Origin of the sequence: Delftia sp. GW456-R20 (assembly GCF_001622915.1) — a bacterium.
Classification (GTDB): Bacteria; Pseudomonadota; Gammaproteobacteria; order Burkholderiales; family Burkholderiaceae_C; genus Comamonas; species Comamonas acidovorans.
In genome coordinates, this window is sequence record NZ_LWCN01000005.1 from 65,991 (window position 1) to 91,062 (window position 25,072).

Below are 25,072 nucleotides of genomic sequence, written 5' to 3' on the forward strand. Positions count from 1 at the left end.
CCTTGTCCTCGTTCTTGTTATTTCTCTTTGCCGAACAGGCCGGCGGGGCGGATGAGCAAAACGATGACCATGATGAAGAACACCACGGTGGACGAAGCCTCGGGCCAGAAGACCTTGGTCAGGCCCTCGATCACGCCCAGGCCCAGGCCGGTGAGGATGGAGCCCATGATGGAGCCCATGCCGCCGATCACCACCACGGCGAAGACCACGATGATGAGGTTCTGCCCCATCAGCGGCGTGACCTGGTAGACGGGCGCCGCCAGCACGCCGGCAAACGCCGCCAGCGCCGCGCCGAAGGCATAGGTCAGCGTGATCATCACGGGCACGTTGACGCCGAAGGCCTCGACCAGGCGCGGGTTCTCGGTGCCGGCCCGCAGGTAGGCACCGATGCGCGTCTTCTCGATCATGAACCAGGTGGCCACGCAGACCACGATGGAGGCCAGCACCACCCAGGCGCGGTAGTTGGGCAGGATCATGAAGCCCAGGTTGGTCGCGCCTTCCAGCAGCTCGGGCGTGTCGTAGCCCAGGCCCGAGACGCCGTAGACCGAGCGGAACAGGCCCTCGATCAGCAGCGACAGGCCCAGGGTCAGCAACAGGCCGTAGAGATGGTCGAGCTTGTAGATCCAGCGCAATAAAAAGCGCTCGATCAGCACGCCCAGCAGGCCCACCAGCAACGGCGACAGCACCAGCATCACCCAGTAGTTGATGTTGAAGTAGCTCATGGCCATCCAGGTGACCATGGCGCCCAGCATGAACAACGCGCCGTGTGCGAAGTTGATCACGTTGAGCAGGCCGAAGATCACCGCCAGCCCCAGGCTGAGGATGGCGTAGAACGAGCCGTTGACCAGCCCCAGAAGGAGCTGGCTCATCAGGCCTGGCAGGGAAACACCAAAGATTTCCATGGGATGCAGCTGTCGTGGTTGGCCGGGTGGCGGTTGGGGGTCAGTGGCGGCGCAGCGTTACTTCCACAGCGCGCACTTGGTCTCGGCCTTGGTGGTCCAGACCTGGTCGGCGGGCAGCGTGGCCACGACCTTCAGGTAGTCCCAGGGCTTCTTGGACTCGGCGGGCTTCTTGACCTCGACCAGGTACATGTCGTGGGCGAAGGTGCCATCGGGACGGATCGAGCCCTTGCCGTAGAAGTCGTCGATGGGCGTGCTCTTGAGGTAGGCCATGACCTTGTCGGCATCCGTGGACTTCACGGCCTGCACGGCCTTGAGGTAGCTGGTCACGGCCGAGTAGTCGGCAGCCTGGATGGAGGTGGGCATGCGCTTGGTCTTGGCGAAGAAGCGCTCGCCGAACTTGCGCGTGGCATCGTTCTGGTCCCAGTACCAGCTGGTGGTGAACTGCATGCCTTCGGTGTTCTTCAGGCCCAGGCTGTGGATGTCGGTCAGGAACACCAGCAGGCCCACGGTCTTCATGCTCTTGTTGATGCCGAATTCCTTGGCGGCCTTGATGGCGTTGATGGTGTCGCCACCGGCGTTGGCCAGGCCCAGGATCTGGGCCTTGGAGGCCTGCGCCTGCAGCAGGAAGGACGAGAAGTCCGAGGCATTGAGCGGGTGCTTGACGCCGCCCACCACCTTGCCGCCCTTGGCCTTGATCACGGCCGTGGTGTCGTTCTCCAGCGCGTGGCCGAAGGCGTAGTCGGCCGTCAGGAAGAACCAGTCCTTGCCGCCGCGCTCGACCACGGCCGTGCCCGTGCCCTTGGCCAGGGCCACGGTGTCATAGGCGTAGTGAACGGTGTAGGCGTTGCACTGCTCGTTGGTCAGTGCCGAGGAACCCGCACCGCTGTTGAAGTGCACGCGCTTTTTCTCATTGGCCACCTGCGACACCGCCAGGGCCGTGCCGGAGTTGGTGCCGCTGAACACCAGCGAGATACCTTGCGTGTCCACCCACTCGCGCACCTTGGAGGCGGCGATGTCGGCCTTGTTCTGGTGGTCGGCGCTCAGCAGCTCGATGGGCTGGCCCAGCACCTTGCCGCCGAAGTCATCGATGGCCATCTGCATGGCGGTGACGGCGTTCTTGCCTTCCACGTCCGCATACAGGCTGGACATGTCGGTCACGAAGCCGATCTTCACCTTCTCCTGTGCCATGGCAAGCGGGCTGGCCAGGCCGGCCGCAGCCAGCATGCACGACAGTGCGGTCAGTTTTGCTTTCATTGGTGTCTCCTTCGCGTTGATGTCTTGGGTTTTTGTCACAGGGCCATGGCAGGAATGCAGCCGGCGAGCCCCAGGCGCCGGCCACGATGGATATCCAGGTCAAACGCCCAGCAGCTCGTTGAGCACGGGCATCTTGGCCTGCAGCTCGGACGCGCCGAAACGCTCGACCACATGGCCGTGCTCGACCACGTAGAAGCGGTCGGCCAGCGGCGCCGCGAAGTGGAAGTTCTGCTCCACCATGACCACGGTGTAGCCCTTGGTGCGCAGCATGGTGATCATCCGGGCCAGCGCCTGCACGATGACGGGTGCCAGGCCTTCCGAGATTTCGTCGAGCAGCAGCAGCCGCGCGCCCGTGCGCAGGATGCGCGCCACCGCCAGCATCTGCTGCTCGCCGCCCGACAGGCGCGTGCCCTGGCTGTGGCGGCGCTCGGCCAGGTTGGGGAACATGGCGTAGATCTCATCCACGCTCATGCCCGGCTGGCCGGTCTTGAGCGGCGGCGGCAGCATCAGGTTCTCTTCGCACGAGAGGCTGGAGAAGATGCCGCGCTCTTCAGGGCAGTAGCCCACGCCCAGATGGGCAATGCGGTGCGTGGGCAGGTGGATGGCTTCCACGCCGTTGATCCGGATGGAGCCCTTGCGCGCGCCCGTCAGACCCATGATGGCGCGCAGCGTGGACGTGCGGCCCGCGCCGTTGCGCCCCAGCAGCGTGACCACCTCGCCGGGCTGGACCACCAGGTCCATGCCGTGCAGCACATGGGATTCGCCGTACCAGGCCTGCAGGCCCTTGATTTCCAATGCCGGTGCAGTCATCTCAATGCGCTCCCTGCAACTGGCCGTCGGTGGTGCCCATATACGCTTCCATCACTTGCGGGTTGCGCGAAACTTCCTCGTACGGCCCCTCGGCCAGCACGGCGCCGCGCTGCAGCACCGTGATGCGGTCGGCAATGGTGGAGATCACCTTCATGTTGTGCTCCACCATGAGAATCGTGCGGCCGGCCGAGACCTTCTTGATCAGCTGGGTCACGCGGTCCACGTCTTCGTGGCCCATGCCCTGCGTGGGTTCGTCCAGCAGCATCAGCTCGGGCTCCATGGCCAGCGTGGTGGCAATCTCCAGCGCGCGCTTGCGGCCATAGGGCAGGTTGACCGTGACCTCGTCGGCCAGATCCTGCAGGCCCACTTCGGCCAGCAACTGCATGGCGCGGTCATCGAGCTGCGACAGGCTCTTCTCGCTGCGCCAGAAATGGAATTCCGTGCCCAGCTTGCGCTGCAGGCCGATGCGCACGTTCTCCAGCAGCGTGCAATGCGGGAACACGGCCGAGATCTGGAAGGACCGGATCACGCCACGGCGCGCAATCTGCGCCGGTGCTTCCCGCGTGATGTCCTCGCCATTGAAACGGATGGTGCCGGAGGTGGGCTCCAGGAACTTGGTCAGCAGATTGAAGCAGGTGGTCTTGCCTGCGCCATTGGGGCCGATCAAGGCATGGATGGAGCCACGGCGCACCGAAAGGTCCACCTTGCTCACCGCCGTAAATCCCTTGAACTCTTTGGTCAGGTTCCGGGTTTCGAGAATAACGTCGCTCATGTGCGCTTCGCCTGCTCCGTTGATGCTGCCAGCCCCCAACGCGTCGCCAGAGGCTCTGGCGGGCGTTGTGCAGGGTCGGACGCATCGTAGGCTTGCCGACGTTGTGCACCGCAGCGGGAAAACGCCTACGTAGGTGCTCCTAAGCACAGGCCCTGCCCCGCACTGCAGCATGGCGCATCAAGCCTGGCCTTCACAAAGGATAGAAGCAACTACTCACACTTGAAATAATCAAGCACACACGGGGCTGTAAGGTGCCGCGGTGGCAGGCAGGGCCTAGGGTTCTCCACCATCTAGGCCCGGCGCGGCCCACACGGAAGGCCAGAGCGCTTCCAAAGCGATAGCAAACTACCCTTTTTGCGACTTACAGGGCATCGGCCAATGTCCGCTGCCTTACGGGAAACACCCAGGTCGGCAATCTCCCTGTGGCCTGCTCAGTCACTATGCGAAAAGCCGCGGATATGCTTGAGTTTGTCGCCTCTTCAATTAAATGGCGACAAAGTCAGCTGGGACGCTACTCAATCAATAGCAACAAGCAAAGGCCTGGCCTGGAAATTGCCGATCCATTGCAATGGGCGCAATTGTCGTCGCCAAGACAGCATGTGCCAGTCGCCACTTACTGCAGCGTTTCCTTGCTGCCTTCGGGCAAGGCCAATGGAAGGACGGCAATGCCTTCATCCAGCAATTGCATGGCCTGCTCGGGACTGGCCTTGCCGCGGATGGCGCGCTCGTCCGTCTCGCCGTAGTGCATGCGGCGGGCTTCATCGACAAAGCGCTCGCCCACATCCTCGGTCTGCTGCGCCACCTGGCGCGACCATTTCAGCCACGCGGCCTGCATGGCCTGCAGCTGCTCGCGCGCCTGGGGCGGCATGGACGGTGAGGGAACGGCTGCCGCACTGGCAGCCGAGGCGGCTGTAGCAGGCTCAGCCGCCGCAGCCGGGGGCGTGGCTGCGGGCTTGGCGCCAAGATTGATGCGGGGGGCGCTCAGTCGCTTGGTGATGTCGCTGTGGCCGCAGACGGGGCACAGCACCAGCTGGCGCTGCAACTGGCCCTGGAAATCATCTTCCGAGGCGAACCAGCCCTCGAACAGATGGCCGTGCGGGCAATGCAGGTCGAGCACTTTCATCACGCACCCCCACCCATGAGACAACCGGCACCGCAGCTTCAGCCGCGGCGGTGAATCAGGAAACGATAGACGAAACCGGGGAAGGCCAGCGTCAGGAACAACGCTCCCGTGACGGCATAGAACTCCCAGCCCTGGGGCGCGATCTGCCCCACACGGCGCTCCAGCAGCAGCGCCACGCCGCCGACGATGAAGTACAGCAGCACCATCTCCAGCAGGCACATGGCCAGCGGCTTGCGCTGGGCGCGCAGCGGCCCCAGCTGAAGCCAGCGGGCGTTGAAGAAAGGCAAATTGGCTGCCACAAGGGCAGCCAATATCACGAGCCAGATCGAAGCGGTTTGCGACAAGCCGATGTCCTCACCGCGGAGCCCTGCGTGCAGGGCCCCGCATCGGGAAAGTGGATCAGGAAGCCAGGGCGCGCACGACGGCGTCGGCGCACAGGGCCATCAGGCCACCCGGCAGAAGGCCCAGCCCCAGCACCAGGGCGCCGTTGAGGGTCAGCACCACGCGCACGTCCAGCGAAGCGGAAACGCTGGTGGCGGTGATGGGTTCGTCAAAGTACATGACCTTGACGACGCGCAGGTAGTAGAAGGCGCCGATCAGCGACATGACCACGGCAAACACGGCCAGCGCGATGTACAGGCTGTGGCCCGATGCCACGAGTGCCTGCAGCACCGACAGCTTGGCGTAGAAGCCCACCAGGGGAGGGATACCGGCCATGGAGAACAGGCAGATAGCCATCACTCCGGCATACAGCGGGCTGCGCTGGTTGAGGCCGGCAAAGTCGGCGACCTCTTCGCTCTCGAAGCCTTCGCGGGCCAGCAGCTGGATCACGCCGAAGGCGGCCAGCGTGGTCAGCACGTAGGTCACCACGTAGAACATGGCCGAGCTGTAGGCGTTCTCGATGGTGGCCGGATCGACCTTGCCATCCAACACACCCGACATCAGGCCCAGCAGCACGAAGCCCATCTGCGAGATGGTCGAGTAGGCCAGCATGCGCTTGAGGTTGGTCTGCTGCAGGCCGGCCAGGTTGCCGACCAGCAGCGAGGCAATGGCAAGCACCGCCAGCATCTGCTGCCAGTCGATGGCCAGCGGCAGCAGGCCGTCCACCAGCAGGCGGATGACGATGGCGAAGGCGGCCAGCTTGGGCGCGCCACCGATCATGGTGGTGATGGCCGTGGGAGCGCCCTGGTAGACGTCGGGAACCCACATGTGGAAGGGAACCACGCCCAGCTTGAAGGCCAGGCCGGAGACCACGAAGACCAGACCGAACACCAGCACCTGGTGCTTGATCTCGCCCGAGTTGATGGCCTTGAAGACCTGGCCGATGTCCAGCGAGCCGGTCGCACCGTAGAGCATGGACATGCCGTACAGCAGGAAGCCGCTGGCCATGGCGCCGAGCACGAAGTACTTCATCGCGGCCTCGACCGACGCCGTGTGGTCGCGGCGCAGGGCCACCAGGGCGTAGCTGGACAGCGTCAGCAGCTCCAGGCCCAGGTAGATGACCAGGAAGTTGTTGCCCGAGATCATGATGAACATGCCCAGCAGCGCGAGCATGGCCAGCGTGAACAGCTCGCCGCCGCGCAGCATGTCGCGGTCGGCGGCGTAGGGGCGGCCGTAGACCAGGGTGACCATCATGGCCACGGTGGCGAAGCACTTGAGCCAGTTGCCCATGGCGTCGGAGACCACCATGTTGCCCCAGCCATAGAAGGTGTTGCCACTGGAGGCGTACATGCCTTGCAGCACGGCCACCACGCCCAGGGTCAGCAGCGTCAGAACATAGGTGCCCGTGCGGCGCGGGCTTTTGACGCCCAGGTCCACCAGGGCGATCACGCAGGCCATGACCAGGAGAAGGATCTCCGGATAGATGGCCAGCCAGCTGATGTTGTCAATCATCTCGATTCTCTCGTTTCAGTCTGGTCACTGCAGCTTGCTCATGGCCACATGCTTGAGCAGCTCGGCCACGGACACATCCATCACGTCAGTGAAGGGCTTGGGATACAGGCCCATGTACAGCACGGCGATGGCCAGCAGACCCAGCACCAGGAACTCGCGGTTGCCGATGTCGGTCAGGCCGCGCACATTGTCGTTGGTGACCGGACCCAGGTAGACGCGCTTGTACATCCACAGGGTGTAGGCGGCGCCGAAGATCAGCGCCGTGGCAGCGCCCAGGCCGATCCAGAAGTTGTACTGGACGGCACCCAGGATCACCATCCACTCGCCCACGAAGCCGGCCGTTGCGGGCAGGCCGCAGTTGGCCATGGCGAACAGCAGTGCGAAGGCCGCGAACTTGGGCATGGTGTTGACCACGCCGCCGTAGGAGGCGATTTCACGCGAGTGCACGCGGTCGTAGAGCACGCCGATGCACAGGAACATGGCGCCCGACACGAAGCCGTGGGCAATCATCTGGACGATGCCGCCGGCAACGCCCAGCGGGTTGAAGATGAAGAAGCCCAGGGTCACGAAGCCCATGTGGGCCACGGACGAGTAGGCCACCAGCTTCTTCATGTCCTTTTGCACCAGGGCGACCACGCCCACGTAGATCACGGCGACCAGCGACAGCGCGATGACCAGCCAGGCCCACTTGTGCGATGCATCAGGGGCGATGGGCATGGAAAAGCGCAGGAAACCGTAGGCACCGAGCTTCAGCATGATGGCCGCCAGCACGGCGGAGCCGCCGGTGGGCGCTTCCACGTGCACGTCGGGCAGCCAGGTGTGCACCGGCCACATCGGCACCTTCACGGCGAAGGCCGCGAAGAAGGCGAAGAAGATCAGCGTCTGGGCCGTCATGGACAGCGGCAGCTTGTGCCAGTCGAGGATCTCGAAGCTGCCACCGGACTGGGTGTACAGATAGATGATCGCGATCAGGGTCAGCAGCGAACCCATCAGCGTGTACAGGAAGAACTTGAAGGCCGCGTAGATGCGGTTGGGTCCGCCCCAGATACCGATGATCAGGTACATCGGGATCAGCGTGGCTTCGAAGAACACGTAGAACAGCAGGCCGTCCAGTGCGCTGAACACGCCGACCATCAGGCCGGACAGGATCAGGAACGCGCCCATGTACTGGTTCACGCGCTCGGTGATGTTTTCCCACGACGCGATCACGACGATCACGGTGATGAAGGCCGTCAGCGGCACGAACCAGAACGAGATGCCATCCACGCCCAGGTGGTAGTAGATGTTGAAGCGCTCGATCCACAGCGCCTTCTCCACGAACTGCATCGCAGCCGTGCTGTTGTCGAACTGCTGGATCAGCGGCAGCGTGACCGCCAGGCCGGCCAGGGCGCCGACCAGGGCCAGCCAGCGCACTGCCTTGACCTGGTCCTCGCGGCCCAGGGCCAGCAGGAGGGCGCCGAATGCGATCGGCACCCAGATTGAAAGACTCAACCAATGCATTTTTGTTCTTCCTCTACTACTTGTTGAGCCACACGAAATACGTCATGAGAGCGAACACGCCCAGCAGCATGACCAACGCGTAGTGATAGAGATAGCCCGACTGCAGCTTGCGCACCCACTGGCCGATGCGGCCGATGAGCTTCCACGAACCGTTGACGATGGCGCCATCGATGATGGCCTGGTCGCCGACCTTCCAGAAGAAGCTGCCGAAGGCGCGAGCACCACGGGCGAAGATGTTTTCGTAGACCCAGTCCACGCCGTACTTGCCTTCCAGTGCCTGGTAGACACCGATCTTCTGCATGGCCGACTTGATGGCCGCAGGGACTTCGGGCTTGACCATGTAGAACAGGTAGGAGACGACGACGCCTGCCAGTGCCAGCCAGAACGGCGCGGCCGTGAAGCCGTGCAGTGCCATGGGCACCCAGCCGTGGATCTTCTCGGCCAGTTCGGCCATGGCGCCGTGCTTTGCGCCATCGACGTGGATCACGCCCTTGAAGAAGTCACCGAACAGCATGGGCATCAGCGCGATGGCACCGATCACCACCGAGGGGATGGCCAGCAGCATCAGCGGACCGGTCACGACCAGGGGCGACTCGTGCGGCTTGGCATCGTGGCCATGGCCGTGGTGGTCGTCATGGGCATGATGGTCATCGTGGTGCGCGTCCGGGTTCTGGTCGTAGCGCTCCTTGCCGTGGAAGACGATGAAGTACAGGCGGAAGGAGTAGAAGGCCGTGATGAACACGCCGGCCAGCACCGCGAAGTTCGCGAAGCCTGCGCCCGGCAGGTTCGTGGCGTGCACGGCTTCGATGATGGCGTCCTTCGAGTAGAAGCCCGAGAAGAACGGCGTACCGATCAGAGCCAGGTTGCCCAGCAGGAAGGTGATCCAGGTGATGGGCATGTACTTGCGCACACCGCCCATCCAGCGGATGTCCTGGTTGTGGTGCATGCCCATGATCACCGAGCCGGCGCCAAGGAACAGCAGGGCCTTGAAGAAGGCGTGGGTCATCAGGTGGAACACGGCCACCGAGTAGGCCGAGGCGCCCAGGGCCACGGTCATGTAGCCCAGCTGCGACAGCGTGGAGTACGCGATCACGCGCTTGATGTCGTTCTGGATGATGCCCAGCACGCCCATGAACAGCGCCGTGATGGAGCCGATCACCAGGATGAAGCTCAGTGCGGTGTCGGACAGCTCGTACAGCGGCGACATGCGCGAGACCATGAAGATGCCGGCCGTCACCATGGTGGCGGCGTGGATCAGTGCCGAGATGGGGGTCGGGCCTTCCATCGAATCGGGCAGCCAGGCGTGCAGCGGGAACTGTGCCGACTTGCCCATGGCGCCGATGAACAGGCAGATGGCCGTCACCGTCACCAGCAGCCAGCCGGTGCCCGGCAGCAGGGTGTTCTGGATCTCGGGCAGCTTGGCGAAGATTTCGCCGTAGTTCATGGTGCCGGTGTAGGCAGCGATCAGGCCGATGCCCAGGATGAAGCCGAAGTCACCCACACGGTTGACCAGGAAGGCCTTCATGTTGGCGAAGATGGCCGTGGGCTTGTTGTAGTAGAAGCCGATCAGCAGGTAGGACACCAGGCCCACGGCTTCCCAGCCGAAGAACAGCTGCAGCAGGTTGTTGCTCATGACGAGCATCAACATGGAGAAGGTGAACAGCGAGATGTAGGAGAAGAAACGGTTGTAGCCGTCATCTTCCTGCATGTAGCCGATGGTGTAGATGTGCACCATCAGCGACACGAAGGTCACCACGCACATCATCATGGCCGTGATGCTGTCGATCAGGAAACCGACCTCCATCTTCAGGCCGCCGATTTCCATCCAGGTGTAGATGGACTGGTCGAAACGCGCGCCGTCGAAGATCACGCTGTTGAACGTGATGGCCGACAGGATGAAGGCGATCAGCACGCCCGCGATGGTGAGGGTATGGCTGCCGCCGCGACCGATCTTGTTGCCGCCGAAGGCCGTGCCCCAGATGCCCGCGAGCACGGAGCCCGCCAGCGGTGCCAGCGGCACCGCCAGGAGCATGGATGCAGAGAGTGTTTGACTCATTCTTAAGAACCTTGCAAGTTACGGCGGACTCAACCCTTGAGGGAGTTGAGATCTTCCGCATTGATGCTGGTCTTGTTGCGGAACAGAAGCACCAGGATCGCCAGACCGATGGCCGACTCGGCGGCTGCCACTGTCAGGATGAAGAACACGAACACCTGGCCGTGCATGTCACCCAGATAGCTGGAGAACGCCACGAAGTTGGTGTTGACGGCCAGGAGCATCAGCTCGATGGCCATCAGCAGCACGATCAGGTTCTTGCGGTTCAGAAAAATGCCAACGACGGAGAGCGCGAACAGCATGGCGCCCAGCGTCAAATAATGGCCCAAAGTCAACGTCATGCTTTTGTCTCCACGGCGGGGGTTGCCTCGGCGGCCGGTGCCTGCGGCGCCTGGGTGACCGGCACCTTGACCAGCTCGAGGCGATCCTTTGCGCGCACGCGGATCTGCTGGGCCGGGTTCACTGCCTTGCTGTCCTTGCGCTTGCGCAGGGTCAGGGCGATGGCGGCAATCATGGCCACCAGCAGGATCACGGCAGCGATCTCGACGGGGTACAGGTATTCGGTGTACAGCAGCTTGCCCAGGGCCTGGGTGTTGGAGTACTGCACGGTCTGGCCGGCAGCGTTGACCGTGGCCGCAATGGCCTTGGGCTCCTCGACGCCGCTGAAGCCGCCCATCAGCACCATGCCCATTTCAAAGGCAATCAGTGCACCGATCAGGGCAGCGAAGGGGAAATGCTTCCAGAACCCCTGGCGCACGGCGTCGATGCGGATGTCCAGCATCATCACCACGAACAGGAACAGCACCATCACGGCGCCCAGGTAGACCAGCACCAGGGTCACGCCCAGGAACTCGGCCTTGAGCAGAAGCCAGATGCCGGCAGCCTGCGAGAAGGCCAGGATCAGGTTGAGCACGGCATGCACGGGGTTGCGTGCCGTGACGACCCGGAAGGCTGCAAACAGCAGCACGACCGAGAACAGATAGAAGAAACCAGTTTTGGCGTCCATGGATCGAATCTTTTCAAGTGATCAAGGAGCCGCTTCAGCGGTACTTGGCGTCCGCAGCCTTGGCGGCGGCAATCTCGGGTTCGTAGCGATCGCCAACGGCCAGCAGCATGTCCTTGGTGAAGTACAGGTCGCCGCGCTTTTCTCCGTGATATTCGAAGATATGCGTCTCGACGATCGAGTCCACCGGGCAGCTTTCCTCGCAGAAGCCGCAGAAGATGCACTTGGTCAGGTCGATGTCGTAGCGCGTGGTGCGGCGCGAGCCGTCGTCACGCACATCGGACTCGATGGTGATGGCCATGGCCGGGCACACCGCCTCGCACAGCTTGCAGGCAATGCAGCGCTCTTCGCCGTTGTCATAACGGCGCAGGGCGTGCAGACCGCGAAAACGCGGCGACAGGGGTGTCTTTTCCTCGGGGAACTGCACCGTGACCTTGCGGCGGAAGGTGTAGCGGCCAGTCAGGGCCATGCCCTTGGCCAGTTCCCAGAGCATGAAGCTCTTGAGGAAATCTTTGATCGAAAATGGGGTAGCAGCAACCGCAGACATTCTTGCTCCGCTCAGTTCCAGATGTTCCAAGGCGAGTGCATCCAGCCACCCACGACGACCAGCCACACCAGGGTGACGGGAATGAAGATCTTCCAGCCCAGACGCATGATCTGGTCATAGCGAAAGCGCGGGAAGGTGGCACGGATCCAGATGAACATGGACACGACCAGGAAAGTCTTCGCCGCCAGCCAGATCCATCCGGGGATGAACGACAGGAAGTCGAACGGAGGCAGCCAGCCGCCCAGGAACATCACCACGGCCAGGATGGACACCAGCCACATGCTGGCGTATTCGGCCAGGAAGAAGATGGCAAAGCCCATGCCCGAGTACTCGACCATGTGGCCGGCCACGATTTCGGCTTCGCCTTCGACCACGTCGAAGGGGTGGCGGTTGGTCTCGGCCACGGCCGAGATCAGGTAGACCACGAAGATCGGCAGCAGCGGCAGCCAGTTCCACGACAGGACGCTGACACCCATGCTGGCGAATTGGCCCTGGCCCTGGCTCAGCACGATCTGCGTCAGGTTCATGCTGCCCGTGACCATGATCACCACCAGGAAGCAGAAGCCCAGCGCGATTTCATAGCTGACCATCTGTGCCGAGGCACGCAGCGCGCCCAGGAAGGCGTACTTGGAGTTGGAGGCCCAGCCCGCAATGATCACGCCATAGACTTCGATGGACGTGATGGCCATGATCAGCAGCAGGCCGGCATTGACGTTGGCCAGGGCCACGTCGGGACCGAAGGGGATAGCCACCCATGCCGCCAGGGCGGGCATGATGGCCATCACCGGGCCCACGTAGAACAGGCCCTTGGCAGCAGCCGTGGGCTGGATCAGTTCCTTGGTCAACAGCTTCAGGCCGTCGGCCAGGGGCTGCAGCAGACCGAAAGGACCCACGCGGTTGGGACCCATGCGAACCTGCATGAAGCCCAGCAGCTTGCGCTCCCACAGCGTCAGGTAGGCCACGGCGCCCATCAGCGGGGCGACGATGGCAACGATGCCCAGCAGGATCCAGAGCACGGGCCAGGCCACGTCGGTCCACCAGGGTGCGGCGATCAGGCCGGCACCGGCCGTCTTGAGTGCGTCAATCATGCGGCGCCTCCCTCACGAGCCTGACGTGCATCTGCCGTCAGTTGCAGCGATGTCGCGCGGCGCACGATGCTGTCGAGCTGATAAATGCTGGCCACCACGGGCGCGGCATGGCCGGCACCGTTGGCGATGGAATTCACGGCAGGAGCACCGTTGCCCAGCAGGTTGGCAGGCACGCTGGTGGCAGCGGCCGTGGCGGCTGCGAGCACGTCCTGTGACGTCTCGTAGTCCACGCCCTGCACGCCCAGCAGGTTGGCCAGCACGCGCAGCACCTTCCAGCCCGGACGGGCTTCGGCCAGCGGCTTGACCACGGCGTGGAAGCTCTGCAGGCGGCCTTCGGCGTTGACGAAGCTGCCCGAGGTTTCCGTGAACGGGGCGATGGGCAGCAGCACGTCGCTGAATTCCATGTTGGCCTTGAAGGGGCTCAGGGTCACGACCATCTCGGCCTTGCCCAGTGCCTCTGCGGCGCGGGCGCCGGCAGCGGAGTCGAACACGGGTTCGTTGTTCAGCAGCAGCACGGCCTTGAGGCCGCCGGCCAGCATCTGGCCTGCGTTCAGGCCCGAGGCGGCAGGCTGTGCGCCCACCCACTGTGCGCCCACCGTGTTGGCGGCTTCGGTCAGGTAGCCGACCGAGGCGCCGGTCTGCTCGGCAATCCAGTTGGCCAGCGACAGCAGGGTCGATGCCTGTGCGTGGTGCGCAGCGGCATTGCCCAGCAAGATGGCCTTGCGCTCGCCGCGCAGCAGCGCGGCAGCGATGGCCTGGGCCTCGGCATGCACGTCGGCGGCGGCCACGGGAGCGGCAACGCCCTTTTCCTGCGCCACGGCGGCGGCCACATCGGCCAGCGCCTGGGCCCAGTCCGGGGCAGCCACGATGGACGCCGTCACCGGCATGGCCCAGTCGTAGACACGCTCATTGATGGCGAGCACGGCGCAGCCCTGCTTGGCCGCCTGGCGGATGCGCTGCGCGAACAGCGGATGGTCCTTGCGCAGGTTGGAGCCCAGCACCAGGACGCCTTGCAGCTTGGACAGCGACGCGATGGGCGTGCCCAGCCACTGCACGCCCTGGGCGGCGGTGAACTCGGCATTGCGCAGGCGGTAGTCGATGTTCTCGCTGCCCAGGCCACGCACCAGCTTGCCTGCCAGGTACAGCTCTTCCAGCGTGCTGTGCGGGCTGACCAGCGAACCGATGGCGGAGGCGCCATGGTCGTTCTTGATCTGGCGCAGGCCGTTGGCCACGTATTCGAGGGCGGTCTGCCAATCGACTTCCTTCCACTCGCCGCCTTGCTTGAGCATGGGGCGGGTCAGGCGTTCGTCGCTGTTCAGGGCTTCGTAGGAGAAGCGATCGCGGTCGGCGATCCAGCACTCGTTGACCTCTTCGTTCTCGAAGGGCACGACGCGCAGAACCTTGTGGTTCTTGACCTGGACGATGAGGTTGGCACCCGTGGAATCATGGGGCGAGACCGACTTGCGGCGCGACAGCTCCCAGGTGCGGGCGCTGTAGCGGAAGGGCTTGCTCGTCAGCGCGCCCACGGGGCAGATGTCGATCATGTTGCCCGACAGCTCGGAGTCCACCGTATCGCCCACCACCGTGGTGATCTCGGAGTGCTCGCCGCGGTTGATCATGCCCAGCTCCATCACGCCGGACACTTCCTGTCCGAAGCGCACGCAGCGGGTGCAGTGGATGCAACGGCTCATCTCCTGCATGGAGATCAGCGGGCCCACGTCCTTGTGGAAGACCACGCGCTTTTCTTCCTCGTAGCGCGAGGCGGAGCTTCCGTAGCCCACGGCCAGATCCTGCAGCTGGCATTCGCCGCCCTGGTCGCAGATCGGGCAGTCCAGCGGGTGATTGATGAGCAGGAACTCCATCACCGATTGCTGTGCCTTGATCGCCTTCTCGCTCTTGGTGCGCACGATCATGCCCTGCGTCACGGGCGTGGCGCAGGCGGGCATGGGCTTGGGGGCTTTTTCCACATCCACCAGGCACATGCGGCAGTTGGCGGCGATGGAAAGTTTCTTGTGATAGCAGAAATGCGGGATGTAGGTGCCTGCCTTCTCGGCTGCATGCATGACCATGCAGCCTTCGGCGACCTCCACCTTTTTTCCGTCCAGTTCAATTTCAACCATATGCTTTTCTCGCGATCAGGCGGCGTGGACCGTCTGCTTGGAAGCGTTCTGGATCTTCGCTTCAAACTCGTGGCGGAAGTGCTTGATCATGGCGCGCACCGGCATCGCTGCCGCATCGCCCAGCGCACAGATCGTGCGCCCCATGATGTTCACGGACACCGAGTCCAACAGCTCGATGTCTTCAGGACGGCCTTCGCCGTGCTCGATTCGGTTGACCACGCGCCACAGCCAGCCCGTGCCTTCGCGGCAGGGGGTGCACTGGCCGCAGGACTCGTGCTGGTAGAAGTAGGACAGGCGCAGCAGGCTCTCGACCATGTCGCGCGAGTCGTCCATCACGATCACGGCGCCCGAGCCCAGCATGGAGCCGGCCTTGGCGATGGAATCGTAGTCCATCGTGCATTCCATGATGATGTCAGCCGGCAGCACGGGCGAGGACGATCCACCGGGGATCACCGCCTTGAGCTTGCGGCCCGTGCGCACGCCGCCGGCCAGCTCCAGCAGCTTGCTGAAGGGCGTGCCCAGCGGCACTTCGTAGTTGCCGGGCAGGTTCACGTCGCCGCTGACCGAGAAGATCTTGGTGCCGCCGTTGTTGGGCTTGCCGCACTCCAGGTACGCAGCGCCGCCGTTGCGGATGATCCAGGGAACGGCCGCAAAGGTTTCGGTGTTGTTGATGGTGGTCGGCTTGCCGTACAGGCCGAAGCTGGCCGGGAACGGCGGCTTGAAGCGCGGCTGGCCCTTCTTGCCTTCCAGCGACTCCAGCAGCGCCGTCTCTTCGCCGCAGATGTAGGCGCCGAAGCCATGGTGCGCGTGCAGCTGGAAGCTGAAGCTGCTGCCCATGATGTTGTCACCCAGGTAGCCGGCGGCGCGGGCTTCCTCCAGCGCGGCCTCGAAGCGCTCATAGGCTTCGAAGATTTCGCCGTGGATGTAGTTGTAGCCCAGGGAGATGCCCATCGCGTAGGCGGCGATGATCATGCCCTCGATCACGATGTGCGGGTTGTGCACCAGGATGTCGCGGTCCTTGCAGGTGCCAGGCTCGCCTTCGTCCGAGTTGCAGACCAGGTGCTTCTGGCCCGGGAACTGGCGGGGCATGAAGCTCCACTTCAGGCCCGTGGGGAAACCTGCGCCGCCGCGGCCACGCAGGCCCGATTCCTTGACGGTGGCGATCACCTGGTCCTGGGTCAGGCCTTCGCTGCCATCCTTGCCCAGGATCTTGCGCAGCGCCTGGTAGCCGCCGCGTGCCTCGTAGTCCTTGATGGACCAGTTGGCGCCGGTCAGGTCGGCATAGATCTGCGGATTGATGTGGCGGTCGTGAAAGCAGGTCTCGCTGCCCGAAGAGGCAAACTTGGCCAGGACCGATTGTGCGGCGGCGTTCATGCCTTGCCCTCCGCGGCGCGCAGGCCGTCGATCAATTCGTCGAGCTTTTCGTTGCTCATGAAGCTGCACATGCAGCGGTCGTTCACCAGCATCACCGGCGAATCCGCGCAGGCGCCCAGGCACTCGGACTGCTGCAGCGTGAACATGCCGTCAGGCGTGGTCTCGCCCATCTTGATGCCCAGGCGGGATTCCAGATGGTGCAGCGCCTTGTAGCCGTCGCGCAGCTGGCAAGGCAGGTTGGTGCAGACGTTCAGCTTGTACGTGCCCGTGGGGCGCTGGTTGTACATGTTGTAGAACGTGGTGACTTCGTGCACCGCGATCTCGGCCATGCCCAGGAACTCGGCAATCACGGCCTCGCTCTCGGCGCTGACCCAGCCCTGCTCCTGCTGCACGATGGACAGGCAGGCCATCACGGCAGACTGCTTCTGGTCGGCCGGGTACTTGGCCACCTCGCGCGCAAAGCGCTCCTTGGTCGCTTCGGTAATCATCGGTCAACGTCTCCAAACACGATGTCCAGGGTACTCAGCACCATCACGGCGTCGGCCAGCATGTGGCCTCGGCACATTTCGTCCATGGCGGACAGATTGGCGAATCCCGGCGGACGGATCTTCAGGCGGTAGGGCTTGTTGGCCCCATCGCTCACGATGTAGATGCCGAACTCCCCCTTGGGGTGTTCGATGGCCGCGTAAGCCTCGCCTTCGGGCACGCGGAAACCTTCGGTGAAGAGCTTGAAGTGGTGGATCAGCTCTTCCATGTTGGACTTCATGCCTTCGCGCGGCGGCGGGGCAATCTTGTGGTTGTCCACGATCACCGGGCCCGGGTTGGCACGCAGCCAGTCCACGCACTGCTTGATGATGCGGTTGGACTGGCGCATTTCGGCCACGCGCACCAAGTAGCGGTCGTAGCAGTCGCCGGTCTTGCCCACGGGCACGTCGAAGTCCATGCGGTCATAGACCTCGTAGGGCTGCGACTTGCGCATGTCCCAGGCCACGCCGGAGGCACGCAGCATGGGGCCGGTCAGGCCCAGGTTCATGGCACGCTCGGCCGTCACCACGCCGATGTCCACGTTGCGCTGCTTCCAGATGCGGTTGTCGGTCAGCAGGGTCTCGTACTCGTCCGCGCACTTGGGGAAGCGCTGCGTGAAGTCGTCGATGAAGTCCAGCAACGAGCCGTGGCGGTTGCGGTTCATGATCTCGACCGAGCGCGCATTGCGCACCTTGCTGGCCTTGTACTGCGGCATGGTGTCGGGCAGGTCGCGGTAGACGCCGCCCGGACGGAAGTAGGCCGCGTGCATGCGGGCGCCCGAAACCGCCTCGTACATGTCCATGAGGTCTTCGCGCTCACGGAAGGTGTAGATCAGCGTCGTGGAGCTGCCCGCATCGTTGCCGCTGGAGCCCAGCCACATCAGGTGATTCATGATGCGGGTGATCTCCGAATACATCACGCGGATGTACTGGGCGCGGATGGGCACCTCGATGCCCAGCAGCTTCTCGATGGCCAGGCAGTAGGCGTGCTCGTTGCACATCATGGACACGTAGTCCAGCCGGTCCATATAGGGCAGCGACTGGATGTAGGTCTTGCTCTCTGCCAGTTTTTCTGTCGCACGGTGCAGCAGACCGATGTGCGGGTCTGCGCGCTGCACCACTTCACCGTCGAGTTCCAGCACCAGGCGCAGCACGCCGTGCGCTGCCGGGTGCTGCGGACCAAAGTTCAGGGAATAGTTCTTGATTTCAGCCATGGTCGTCCATCAAAAAGGCGCCTGGAGCGCCTTCAGTGCAGGCCCCCGTAGTTGTCTTCGCGGATGATCCGCGGCGTGATCTCGCGGGGCTCGATGGTGACCGGCTGGTACACCACGCGCTGTTGCTCGGGGTCATAGCGCATTTCCACATGGCCCGACAGCGGGAAGTCCTTGCGGAAGGGATGGCCGATGAAGCCGTAGTCGGTCAGGATGCGGCGCAGGTCGTCATGGCCGTCGAAGACGATGCCGAACAGGTCGAACGCCTCGCGCTCGAACCAGTTCGCACCCGCCCAGACGGAAGTGACGGAAGCCACCACCGGGAAATCGTCGTCGGTGCAAAAGACACGAACGCGCAGGCGCTGGTTCAGGCTGATCGACAGCAGGTGGGATACCACGGCAAAGCGCGGGCCTTCACGCCCGACTTCTGCATAGGTGGAGTAGTCCACGCCGCACAGGTCCACCAGGACCTCGAACCGGCAATCCGGAGCAGTGTGCAGAACCTGCATGGCCTCAAGATACTGGGTGGCGGACACTTCGACCGTCACCTCGCCCAGGGCCACGGTCACGCTGCGCGCCTTGTCGCCCAAGGCAGCAGCCACCACATCCCGAAGCACTTCGGGGTGAATCGCAATAGCAGTCATCATCTAGCCCTTAGACGCGAGCGATGGTATGGGTGCGGCGGATCTTCTGCTGCAGCTGGATGATGCCGTAGATCAGGGCTTCCGCCGTGGGGGGGCAGCCAGGCACATAGACATCGACCGGCACGATGCGGTCGCAGCCGCGCACCACGGAATAGCTGTAGTGGTAGTAGCCGCCGCCGTTGGCGCACGAGCCCATGGAGATGACCCAGCGGGGCTCGGACATCTGGTCATAGACCTTGCGCATGGCGGGCGCCATCTTGTTGCACAGGGTGCCGGCCACAATCATCAAGTCCGACTGCCGCGGGCTGGCACGGAAGACTTCCGAGCCAAAGCGACCGATGTCGTAACGCGCCGCCGCAGCGTGCATCATCTCCACCGCGCAGCAGGCCAGACCAAATGTCATGGGCCACAGCGAGCCCGTCTTGGCCCAATTCACCACAGAGTCGTAACTCGTGGTGATGAAGCCTTCTTTCATCACGCCTTCGATCATCGTGTTTCCTTAGTGAACCCGCTTCAGTCCCAGTCCAACGCACCCTTCTTCCATTCGTAGACAAAGCCCACGACGAGAACGGTCAGGAAAATAAGGACAGCGGCGAAACCAGCCCCACCCACGTCCCGAAGCGCAACGGCCCAGGGCAGCAGAAAGGCGATTTCCAAATCAAACAGGATGAACAGGATGGCGACGAGGTAGTAGCGCACATCGAACTTCATGCGCGCGTCTTCGAAGGCCTCGAAGCCACATTCATAGGGGGAGTTCTTGGCGGCGTCGGGCCGGTTCGGACCCAGCACATACCCCAACACCAGGGGGACTACGCCGACACCCATGCCGACGAGAATGAACAAGAGAACGGGAAGATACTGGTCGATGTTCATCGTGTGCGGCTACCTTGAAAGGCATGCCCGCACCGATCAGCCTGATCAGCAGGGCAGGCTCTTAGTTATATCTTGGTGCCGTCGGCGAGACTCGAACTCGCACAGCTTTCGCCACTACCCCCTCAAGATAGCGTGTCTACCAATTTCACCACGACGGCAAGTCTTGATTTCGGCTGGCTCTTTATCTCCGTTGCAAAGATTCCGCCTACCGAACAATCTCTAGATTCTACTCTGAAAAACCCTCGGACCCGGAGGACCGAGGACTTTGTTCGAAATTATTTCGTGGGGATCTGGGCAGCGCCTTCAGCACCGGCAGCAGGCGCCTGGCCTGCAGCAGGAGCAGGCACTTCGCCAGCAGCGCCAGAGGCCGCAGGAGCCGGAGCCGTGATGGGTGCGGCACCTTCCAGCACGCTGCCCGAGCTGACGGGACGCGCATTGCTCAGATAGGCCAGCGCCAGCGTGGCCACGAAGAACACCGTGGCCAGGCCTGCCGTGGAGCGCGACAGGAAGTTGGCGCTGCCCGAGGCACCGAACAGGCTGCCGGAGCTGCCGCTGCCGAACGAGGCGCCCATGTCGGCACCCTTGCCGTGTTGAATCAGGATCAGGCCGATCATGCCGAGAGCCGACAGCATCTGAACGGCGAGGATCACGCTTGCGAATGCATTCATTGGTTGTACCTGCTAGTAACGCGAGAGCTAAAAAAGCGAATGGAAAAACCGCCCCGGCTTACTGGGCCGCAGCGATGATGGTCAGGAAATCGGCTGCCTTGAGCGAGGCTCCGCCCACCAGGCCACCGTCAATGTCGGCCTGGGCCAGCAGCTGGGCTGCATTGGAGGCATTCATGCTGCCGCCGTACAGCAAGGCGATGCGATCGGCCTGCTGGCTGGCAGCCGCCAGCTGGGCGCGCAGCACGGCATGCACCTGCTGGGCCTGCTCCGGCGTGGCGGTCCTGCCGGTGCCAATGGCCCAGACGGGCTCATAGGCCACGACCAGCTCATTGATGCACTGGCCCACCTGGTGGATCACAGCCGCCAGTTGGCGCTTGACCACTTCTTCGGTCTGCCCCGCCTCGCGCTCCGCCAGCGTTTCACCCACACAGACGATGGGCGTGACGCCCTTGGCCAGCGCAGCCTGCGCCTTCAGCGCCACCACGGCATCGGTTTCGCCATGGTATTGGCGACGCTCCGAGTGCCCGACCAGCGTATAGCGCACGCCAAAATCCCGAAGCATTGCGGCCGACAGCTCGCCCGTATAGGCACCCGATTCATGCTGCGACACGTCCTGCGCGGCCACGCCGATGGCCGAGCCTTCAAGCTCGGCCTGGGCCTGGGCCAGATAGACGGCAGGCACGGCCACAGCCACGCCCGCATTGCCCCCCTCGGGCAGCCCTTCCTTGAGGGCCTTGAGCAAAACGGCATTGGCAGCCAGGCTGCCATTCATCTTCCAGTTGCCGACGATGAGTTTCTTCTTCATGGTTACCACGTCAAAACGATTTTGCCGGTGTGCTGACTCGACTCCATCAGCGCGTGCGCCTTGTCGGCATCAGCGGCAGCAAAGGTGCTATGGATCACAGGACGAATGCCGCCTTCCTCGATGAGCGGCCAGACCTCGCGGCGCAGGGCCTGGGCGATGGCTGCCTTGAAAGCCACAGGCCGCGGACGCAGTGTGGAGCCCGTCACCAGCAGACGGCGACGCAGGACCAGGCCCGCGTCGAACTCTGCCTTGATGCCACCCTGCACCGCAATGATGACCAGGCGGCCATCCTCTGCCAGGCTTTGCACTTCGCGTGCCACATAGCCACCCGCCACCATGTCCAGGATCACGTCCACGCCCCTGCCTTCGGTGATGCGCTGCACCTCCGCGGCAAAGTCCTGGGTACGGTAGTTGATGGCATGGTCGGCACCCAGCTTGAGGCAGTCGGCGCACTTGGCATCAGAGCCAGCGGTCACGATGACCGTGGCGCCGCGCGCCTTGGCCAGCTGGATGGCCGTCACGCCGATGCCGCTGCTGCCGCCCTGCACCAGCAGGGTTTCACCTGCCTGCAAGGCACCGCGGTCGAACACATTGCTCCAGACGGTGAAGAAGGTCTCGGGCAATGCCGAAGCCTCCACCTCGCTGAGCCCTGCCGGGATGGGCAGGCACTGGGCCACGGGCGCAACGCAGTACTCCGCATAGCCACCGCCGGCCAGCAGCGCGCACACGCGGTCTCCCACGCGCAGGCCTGCCAGCCGCATGGCTTCGTCGTCGCCCGACACGATCACCCCGGCCACTTCCAGCCCGGGCAGATCGGAGGCGCCCGGCGGCGGAGCATAGTGACCCTTGCGCTGCAACACATCAGGGCGATTGACACCGCTGGCCGACACCTGGATCAGCAACTCCTGCGCACCCGCAACGGGCAGCGGACGCTCGCCCAGGCGCAATACCTCGGGAGCACCAAAGTCCGTGAGTTCCACGGCACGCATGATTTGCTTTTCCATCTTTCGACCTCGCAATCCCTGTCAAAAATGCCACAAGCGCTGAACAGGTCAGCGCTTTTTGCCAGTCACCACACGCACCTGCAAGGCCACCCCCTTTTGGGGAATGGCCTCGCCGGGCATTACTGCTGCTGTTGCTGTTGCTGTTGCTGCTCGCCCTCGGCAGCCGGACGGCCGCCGTCACGGGGCTCGCGGGGTTCACGCGGCTCGCGGAACTCGCGCTGCTGGCGGGGCTCACGCGGCTGGCGGAACTCACGCTCGGCAGGCGCGGGGCGCTCGCTGCGCTCCATGCCGGCAGGGCGCTCGGTCAGCGCCTTCAGCGACAGCTTGACACGACCCTTTTCGTCGGTCTCCATGACCTTGACCTTGATGATCTGGCCTTCCTGCAGGTAGTCGGCCACGCGCTCCACGCGCTCGTGGGCAATCTGGCTGATGTGCAGCAGACCGTCCTTGCCGGGCAGCAGGTTCACGAGAGCACCGAAGTCCAGGATCTTGGTGACCGGGCCTTCGTAGATCTTGCCGATTTCGACTTCGGCCGTGATCTCTTCGATGCGGCGCTTGGCTTCGTCGGCCTTAGCGGCATCGCTGGACGCGATGGTGATGGTGCCGTCTTCGCCGATGTCGATCTGCGTGCCGGTCTCTTCGGTCAGCGCACGGATGGTGGAGCCGCCCTTGCCGATCACGTCACGGATCTTCTCGGGGTTGATCTTCATCGTGTACAGCTTGGGAGCGAAGGACGAGATCTCGGCCTTGGCTTCGCCCATGGCTTCCTGCATCTTGCCCAGGATGTGCATGCGCGCTTCCTTGGCCTGGGCCAGGGCGACCTGCATGATTTCCTTGGTGATGCCCTGGATCTTGATGTCCATCTGCAGCGCAGTGATGCCGCTGGTGGTGCCGGCCACCTTGAAGTCCATGTCGCCCAGATGATCTTCATCACCCAGGATGTCGGTCAGCACGGCGAAGCGGTTGTCTTCCTTGATCAGGCCCATGGCGATGCCGGCCACGTGGGCCTTCATCGGAACGCCTGCATCCATCATCGACAGGCAGCCGCCGCAGACCGAAGCCATGGACGAGGAGCCGTTGGACTCGGTGATTTCCGACACCACGCGGATGGTGTAGGGGAATTCTTCCTTGCTGGGCAGGCAGGCCGCCAGGGCGCGCTTGGCCAGACGGCCGTGGCCGATTTCGCGGCGCTTGGTCGAGCCCATGCGGCCCACTTCGCCGGTGGCAAAGGGAGGCATGTTGTAGTGGAACAGGAAGCGGTCCTCGAACTCGCCAGCCAGCGCGTCGATGCGTTGTGCATCGCGCTCGGTACCCAGCGTGGACACGACCAGGGCCTGCGTCTCGCCGCGCGTGAACAGGGCCGAGCCGTGCGTGCGGGGCAGCACGGAGTTGCGGATTTCGATGGGGCGCACGGTGCGCGTGTCACGGCCGTCGATGCGCGGCTCGCCGGCCAGTATCTGGCTGCGAACGATGCGTGCCTCGATGTCGAACAGCATGCCTTCGACCTTGACGCCGTCGAACTCCACGCCCTGGGCCGTCAGGCCGGCCTTCACGGCGGCGTAGGCTTCGCGGCAGGCTTGCGTGCGGCTTTGCTTGTTGCGGATCTGGTAGGCCGTGCGCAGGGCTTCGTCACCCAGTGCAGCCACCTTGGCGATCAGCTCTTCATCCTTGGCGGGAGCAACCCAGTCCCAGACGGGCTTGCCGGCTTCGCGCACCAGCTCGTGGATGGCGTCGATGGCGATGCGGCCTTGCTCGTGGCCAAAGACCACGGCGCCCAGCATCACGTCTTCAGGCAGTTGCTGCGCTTCGGACTCCACCATCAGCACGGCGGCTTCGGTGCCGGCCACGACCAGATCCATCTGCGAATCCTTGCGCTGGGTCTGACCGGGGTTGAGCACGTACTCGCCATTGATGTAACCCACGCGGGCAGCACCGATGGGGCCATTGAAGGGAATGCCCGACACGGACAGGGCAGCCGAGGTGGCGATCAGGGCGGCGATGTCGGCATCGACTTCGGGGTTCAGCGACACGGTGTGGATGACCACGTGCACGTCGTTGTAGAAACCTTCGGGGAACAGCGGGCGGATCGGGCGGTCGATCAGGCGGCTGGTCAGGGTTTCGAGTTCGCTGGGCTTGGCTTCGCGCTTGAAGAAGCTGCCGGGGATCTTGCCTGCAGCGTAGGTCTTCTCGATGTAATCGACGGTCAGCGGGAAGAAGTCCTGGCCGGACTTGGCCTGCTTGGACGCCACCACGGTGGCCAGCACCACGGTGTCATCGATGTTGACCAGCACGGCGCCGGAAGCCTGGCGGGCGATCTCGCCGGTTTCCATGGTGACCGTGTGCTGGCCCCACTGGAAGGTCTTGGTGACTTTGTTGAAGATGGACATTGTTGCTCCTTTGGAATGGGTGGACCGATGCACTCATCGGGCCATGATGGAGAGCAATTCAGAACACGATGCCATTCCAGTGCTGGATTCACTGCTATCAAATCAGCAGCATTGGAATGACACAGCTTCGCTCTGTCTTGCATTCTCCGAAGTAAAAAACGCCTGAGCTAGACAGGCTAACTCAGGCGTTTTGATCTCCCACCGTGCTTACTTGCGCAGGCCCAGCTTGGCGATCAGTGCGGTGTAGCGATCAGCGTCCTTGGACTTGAGGTAGTCCAGCAGCTTGCGACGACGGCTCACCATGCGCAGCAGGCCGCGACGACCGTGGTGGTCCTTGGCGTGTTGCTTGAAGTGAGGGGTCAGCTCGTTGATGCGTGCGGTCAGCAGGGCCACTTGCACTTCTGGGCTGCCAGTATCGTTGGCAGAGCGTGCGTTGGACTTGACGACTTCAGCCTTCACGGAAGATGCGATCATTTTTTTTCCTTTGAAATTGGCCCCTCACAGACAAAAGCAGGGA

General features: G+C 63.5%; 25 protein-coding genes and 1 tRNA gene. All 26 read right to left on the minus strand.

From position 1 onward, the window contains the following. Window positions 1-17 precede the first annotated feature (17 nt). The 26 genes from A4F85_RS24270 to rpsO all read right to left on the minus strand — a co-directional run bounded on the left by A4F85_RS24270 (window position 18) and on the right by rpsO (window position 25,029). Window positions 18-902: a branched-chain amino acid ABC transporter permease gene (locus A4F85_RS24270; protein WP_012206960.1), complete on the minus strand. Its 885-nt coding sequence runs from the start codon at window positions 900-902 to the stop codon at window positions 18-20. Between the two features lie 57 nt (window positions 903-959). Then, entirely contained in the window at window positions 960-2,156 is a 1,197-nt protein-coding gene (locus tag A4F85_RS24275) for an ABC transporter substrate-binding protein (RefSeq protein ID WP_012206961.1), read from the minus strand. Between the two features lie 99 nt (window positions 2,157-2,255). Continuing rightward, on the minus strand, window positions 2,256-2,966 hold the full coding sequence (locus tag A4F85_RS24280) for an ABC transporter ATP-binding protein (RefSeq protein ID WP_012206962.1): 711 nt from the start codon (window positions 2,964-2,966) through the stop codon (window positions 2,256-2,258). Window position 2,967: 1 nt separating this feature from the next. Then, window positions 2,968-3,738 (minus strand): ABC transporter ATP-binding protein, encoded by a 771-nt coding sequence (locus A4F85_RS24285; RefSeq protein WP_012206963.1) that lies wholly within the window; start codon window positions 3,736-3,738, stop codon window positions 2,968-2,970. 613 nt (window positions 3,739-4,351) lie between these two features. Further along, a complete protein-coding gene (locus A4F85_RS24290) occupies window positions 4,352-4,861 on the minus strand; it encodes a DUF1178 family protein (protein ID WP_063328100.1) in 510 nt (169 codons plus the stop codon). Between the two features lie 38 nt (window positions 4,862-4,899). Further along, the gene (locus A4F85_RS24295) at window positions 4,900-5,205 is read right to left on the minus strand and encodes a DUF2818 family protein (RefSeq protein WP_012206965.1); all 306 of its coding nucleotides are present in this window, start codon (window positions 5,203-5,205) and stop codon (window positions 4,900-4,902) included. Between the two features lie 55 nt (window positions 5,206-5,260). Beyond that, window positions 5,261-6,754, minus strand: coding sequence for an NADH-quinone oxidoreductase subunit NuoN (gene nuoN / locus A4F85_RS24300; protein WP_063328101.1), 1,494 nt, complete (start codon window positions 6,752-6,754; stop codon window positions 5,261-5,263). A gap of 24 nt (window positions 6,755-6,778) precedes the next feature. Further along, a complete protein-coding gene (locus tag A4F85_RS24305; RefSeq protein WP_012206967.1) occupies window positions 6,779-8,254 on the minus strand; it encodes an NADH-quinone oxidoreductase subunit M in 1,476 nt (491 codons plus the stop codon). A 16-nt stretch (window positions 8,255-8,270) separates the two neighbouring features. After that, window positions 8,271-10,310: an NADH-quinone oxidoreductase subunit L gene (gene nuoL, locus A4F85_RS24310; RefSeq protein ID WP_013801065.1), complete on the minus strand. Its 2,040-nt coding sequence runs from the start codon at window positions 10,308-10,310 to the stop codon at window positions 8,271-8,273. Between the two features lie 29 nt (window positions 10,311-10,339). After that, the gene (gene nuoK / locus A4F85_RS24315) at window positions 10,340-10,648 is read right to left on the minus strand and encodes an NADH-quinone oxidoreductase subunit NuoK (RefSeq protein ID WP_012206969.1); all 309 of its coding nucleotides are present in this window, start codon (window positions 10,646-10,648) and stop codon (window positions 10,340-10,342) included. Beyond that, the gene (locus A4F85_RS24320) at window positions 10,645-11,313 is read right to left on the minus strand and encodes an NADH-quinone oxidoreductase subunit J (protein ID WP_012206970.1); all 669 of its coding nucleotides are present in this window, start codon (window positions 11,311-11,313) and stop codon (window positions 10,645-10,647) included. The genes nuoK and A4F85_RS24320 overlap by 4 nt, the downstream gene beginning before the upstream one ends. Before the next feature lie 34 nt (window positions 11,314-11,347). Further along, window positions 11,348-11,857, minus strand: coding sequence for an NADH-quinone oxidoreductase subunit NuoI (nuoI, locus tag A4F85_RS24325; protein ID WP_012206971.1), 510 nt, complete (start codon window positions 11,855-11,857; stop codon window positions 11,348-11,350). An 11-nt stretch (window positions 11,858-11,868) separates the two neighbouring features. Next, the gene (gene nuoH, locus A4F85_RS24330; protein WP_013801064.1) at window positions 11,869-12,945 is read right to left on the minus strand and encodes an NADH-quinone oxidoreductase subunit NuoH; all 1,077 of its coding nucleotides are present in this window, start codon (window positions 12,943-12,945) and stop codon (window positions 11,869-11,871) included. Continuing rightward, the gene (gene nuoG, locus A4F85_RS24335) at window positions 12,942-15,065 is read right to left on the minus strand and encodes an NADH-quinone oxidoreductase subunit NuoG (protein WP_013801063.1); all 2,124 of its coding nucleotides are present in this window, start codon (window positions 15,063-15,065) and stop codon (window positions 12,942-12,944) included. The genes nuoH and nuoG overlap by 4 nt, the downstream gene beginning before the upstream one ends. 15 nt (window positions 15,066-15,080) lie before the next feature. Continuing rightward, window positions 15,081-16,439 (minus strand): NADH-quinone oxidoreductase subunit NuoF, encoded by a 1,359-nt coding sequence (gene nuoF / locus A4F85_RS24340; RefSeq protein WP_034396578.1) that lies wholly within the window; start codon window positions 16,437-16,439, stop codon window positions 15,081-15,083. Further along, the gene (gene nuoE, locus A4F85_RS24345) at window positions 16,436-16,927 is read right to left on the minus strand and encodes an NADH-quinone oxidoreductase subunit NuoE (protein ID WP_012206975.1); all 492 of its coding nucleotides are present in this window, start codon (window positions 16,925-16,927) and stop codon (window positions 16,436-16,438) included. Before nuoE ends, nuoF begins: the two co-directional genes overlap by 4 nt. Continuing rightward, window positions 16,924-18,177 carry an NADH-quinone oxidoreductase subunit D gene (locus A4F85_RS24350; RefSeq protein ID WP_013801061.1) on the minus strand — a complete coding sequence of 418 codons (1,254 nt, stop codon included), beginning with the start codon at window positions 18,175-18,177 and terminating at the stop codon, window positions 16,924-16,926. Before A4F85_RS24350 ends, nuoE begins: the two co-directional genes overlap by 4 nt. 32 nt (window positions 18,178-18,209) lie before the next feature. After that, the gene (locus tag A4F85_RS24355; protein ID WP_034398879.1) at window positions 18,210-18,818 is read right to left on the minus strand and encodes an NADH-quinone oxidoreductase subunit C; all 609 of its coding nucleotides are present in this window, start codon (window positions 18,816-18,818) and stop codon (window positions 18,210-18,212) included. A 10-nt stretch (window positions 18,819-18,828) separates the two neighbouring features. Next, window positions 18,829-19,308 carry a NuoB/complex I 20 kDa subunit family protein gene (locus A4F85_RS24360; RefSeq protein WP_012206978.1) on the minus strand — a complete coding sequence of 160 codons (480 nt, stop codon included), beginning with the start codon at window positions 19,306-19,308 and terminating at the stop codon, window positions 18,829-18,831. A gap of 23 nt (window positions 19,309-19,331) precedes the next feature. Beyond that, entirely contained in the window at window positions 19,332-19,691 is a 360-nt protein-coding gene (locus tag A4F85_RS24365) for an NADH-quinone oxidoreductase subunit A (protein ID WP_012206979.1), read from the minus strand. 73 nt (window positions 19,692-19,764) lie between these two features. Beyond that, window positions 19,765-19,849, minus strand: a tRNA-Leu gene (locus A4F85_RS24370). A 117-nt stretch (window positions 19,850-19,966) separates the two neighbouring features. Then, window positions 19,967-20,359: a preprotein translocase subunit SecG gene (secG, locus tag A4F85_RS24375; protein WP_012206980.1), complete on the minus strand. Its 393-nt coding sequence runs from the start codon at window positions 20,357-20,359 to the stop codon at window positions 19,967-19,969. A 58-nt stretch (window positions 20,360-20,417) separates the two neighbouring features. Further along, window positions 20,418-21,164: a triose-phosphate isomerase gene (gene tpiA, locus A4F85_RS24380; protein WP_013801060.1), complete on the minus strand. Its 747-nt coding sequence runs from the start codon at window positions 21,162-21,164 to the stop codon at window positions 20,418-20,420. Window positions 21,165-21,166: 2 nt separating this feature from the next. Further along, on the minus strand, window positions 21,167-22,168 hold the full coding sequence (locus A4F85_RS24385; protein WP_063328102.1) for an NAD(P)H-quinone oxidoreductase: 1,002 nt from the start codon (window positions 22,166-22,168) through the stop codon (window positions 21,167-21,169). Between the two features lie 119 nt (window positions 22,169-22,287). Then, the gene (gene pnp / locus A4F85_RS24390; RefSeq protein ID WP_063328103.1) at window positions 22,288-24,555 is read right to left on the minus strand and encodes a polyribonucleotide nucleotidyltransferase; all 2,268 of its coding nucleotides are present in this window, start codon (window positions 24,553-24,555) and stop codon (window positions 22,288-22,290) included. A 207-nt stretch (window positions 24,556-24,762) separates the two neighbouring features. Next, on the minus strand, window positions 24,763-25,029 hold the full coding sequence (gene rpsO / locus A4F85_RS24395; RefSeq protein WP_012206984.1) for a 30S ribosomal protein S15: 267 nt from the start codon (window positions 25,027-25,029) through the stop codon (window positions 24,763-24,765). Window positions 25,030-25,072 lie beyond the last annotated feature (43 nt).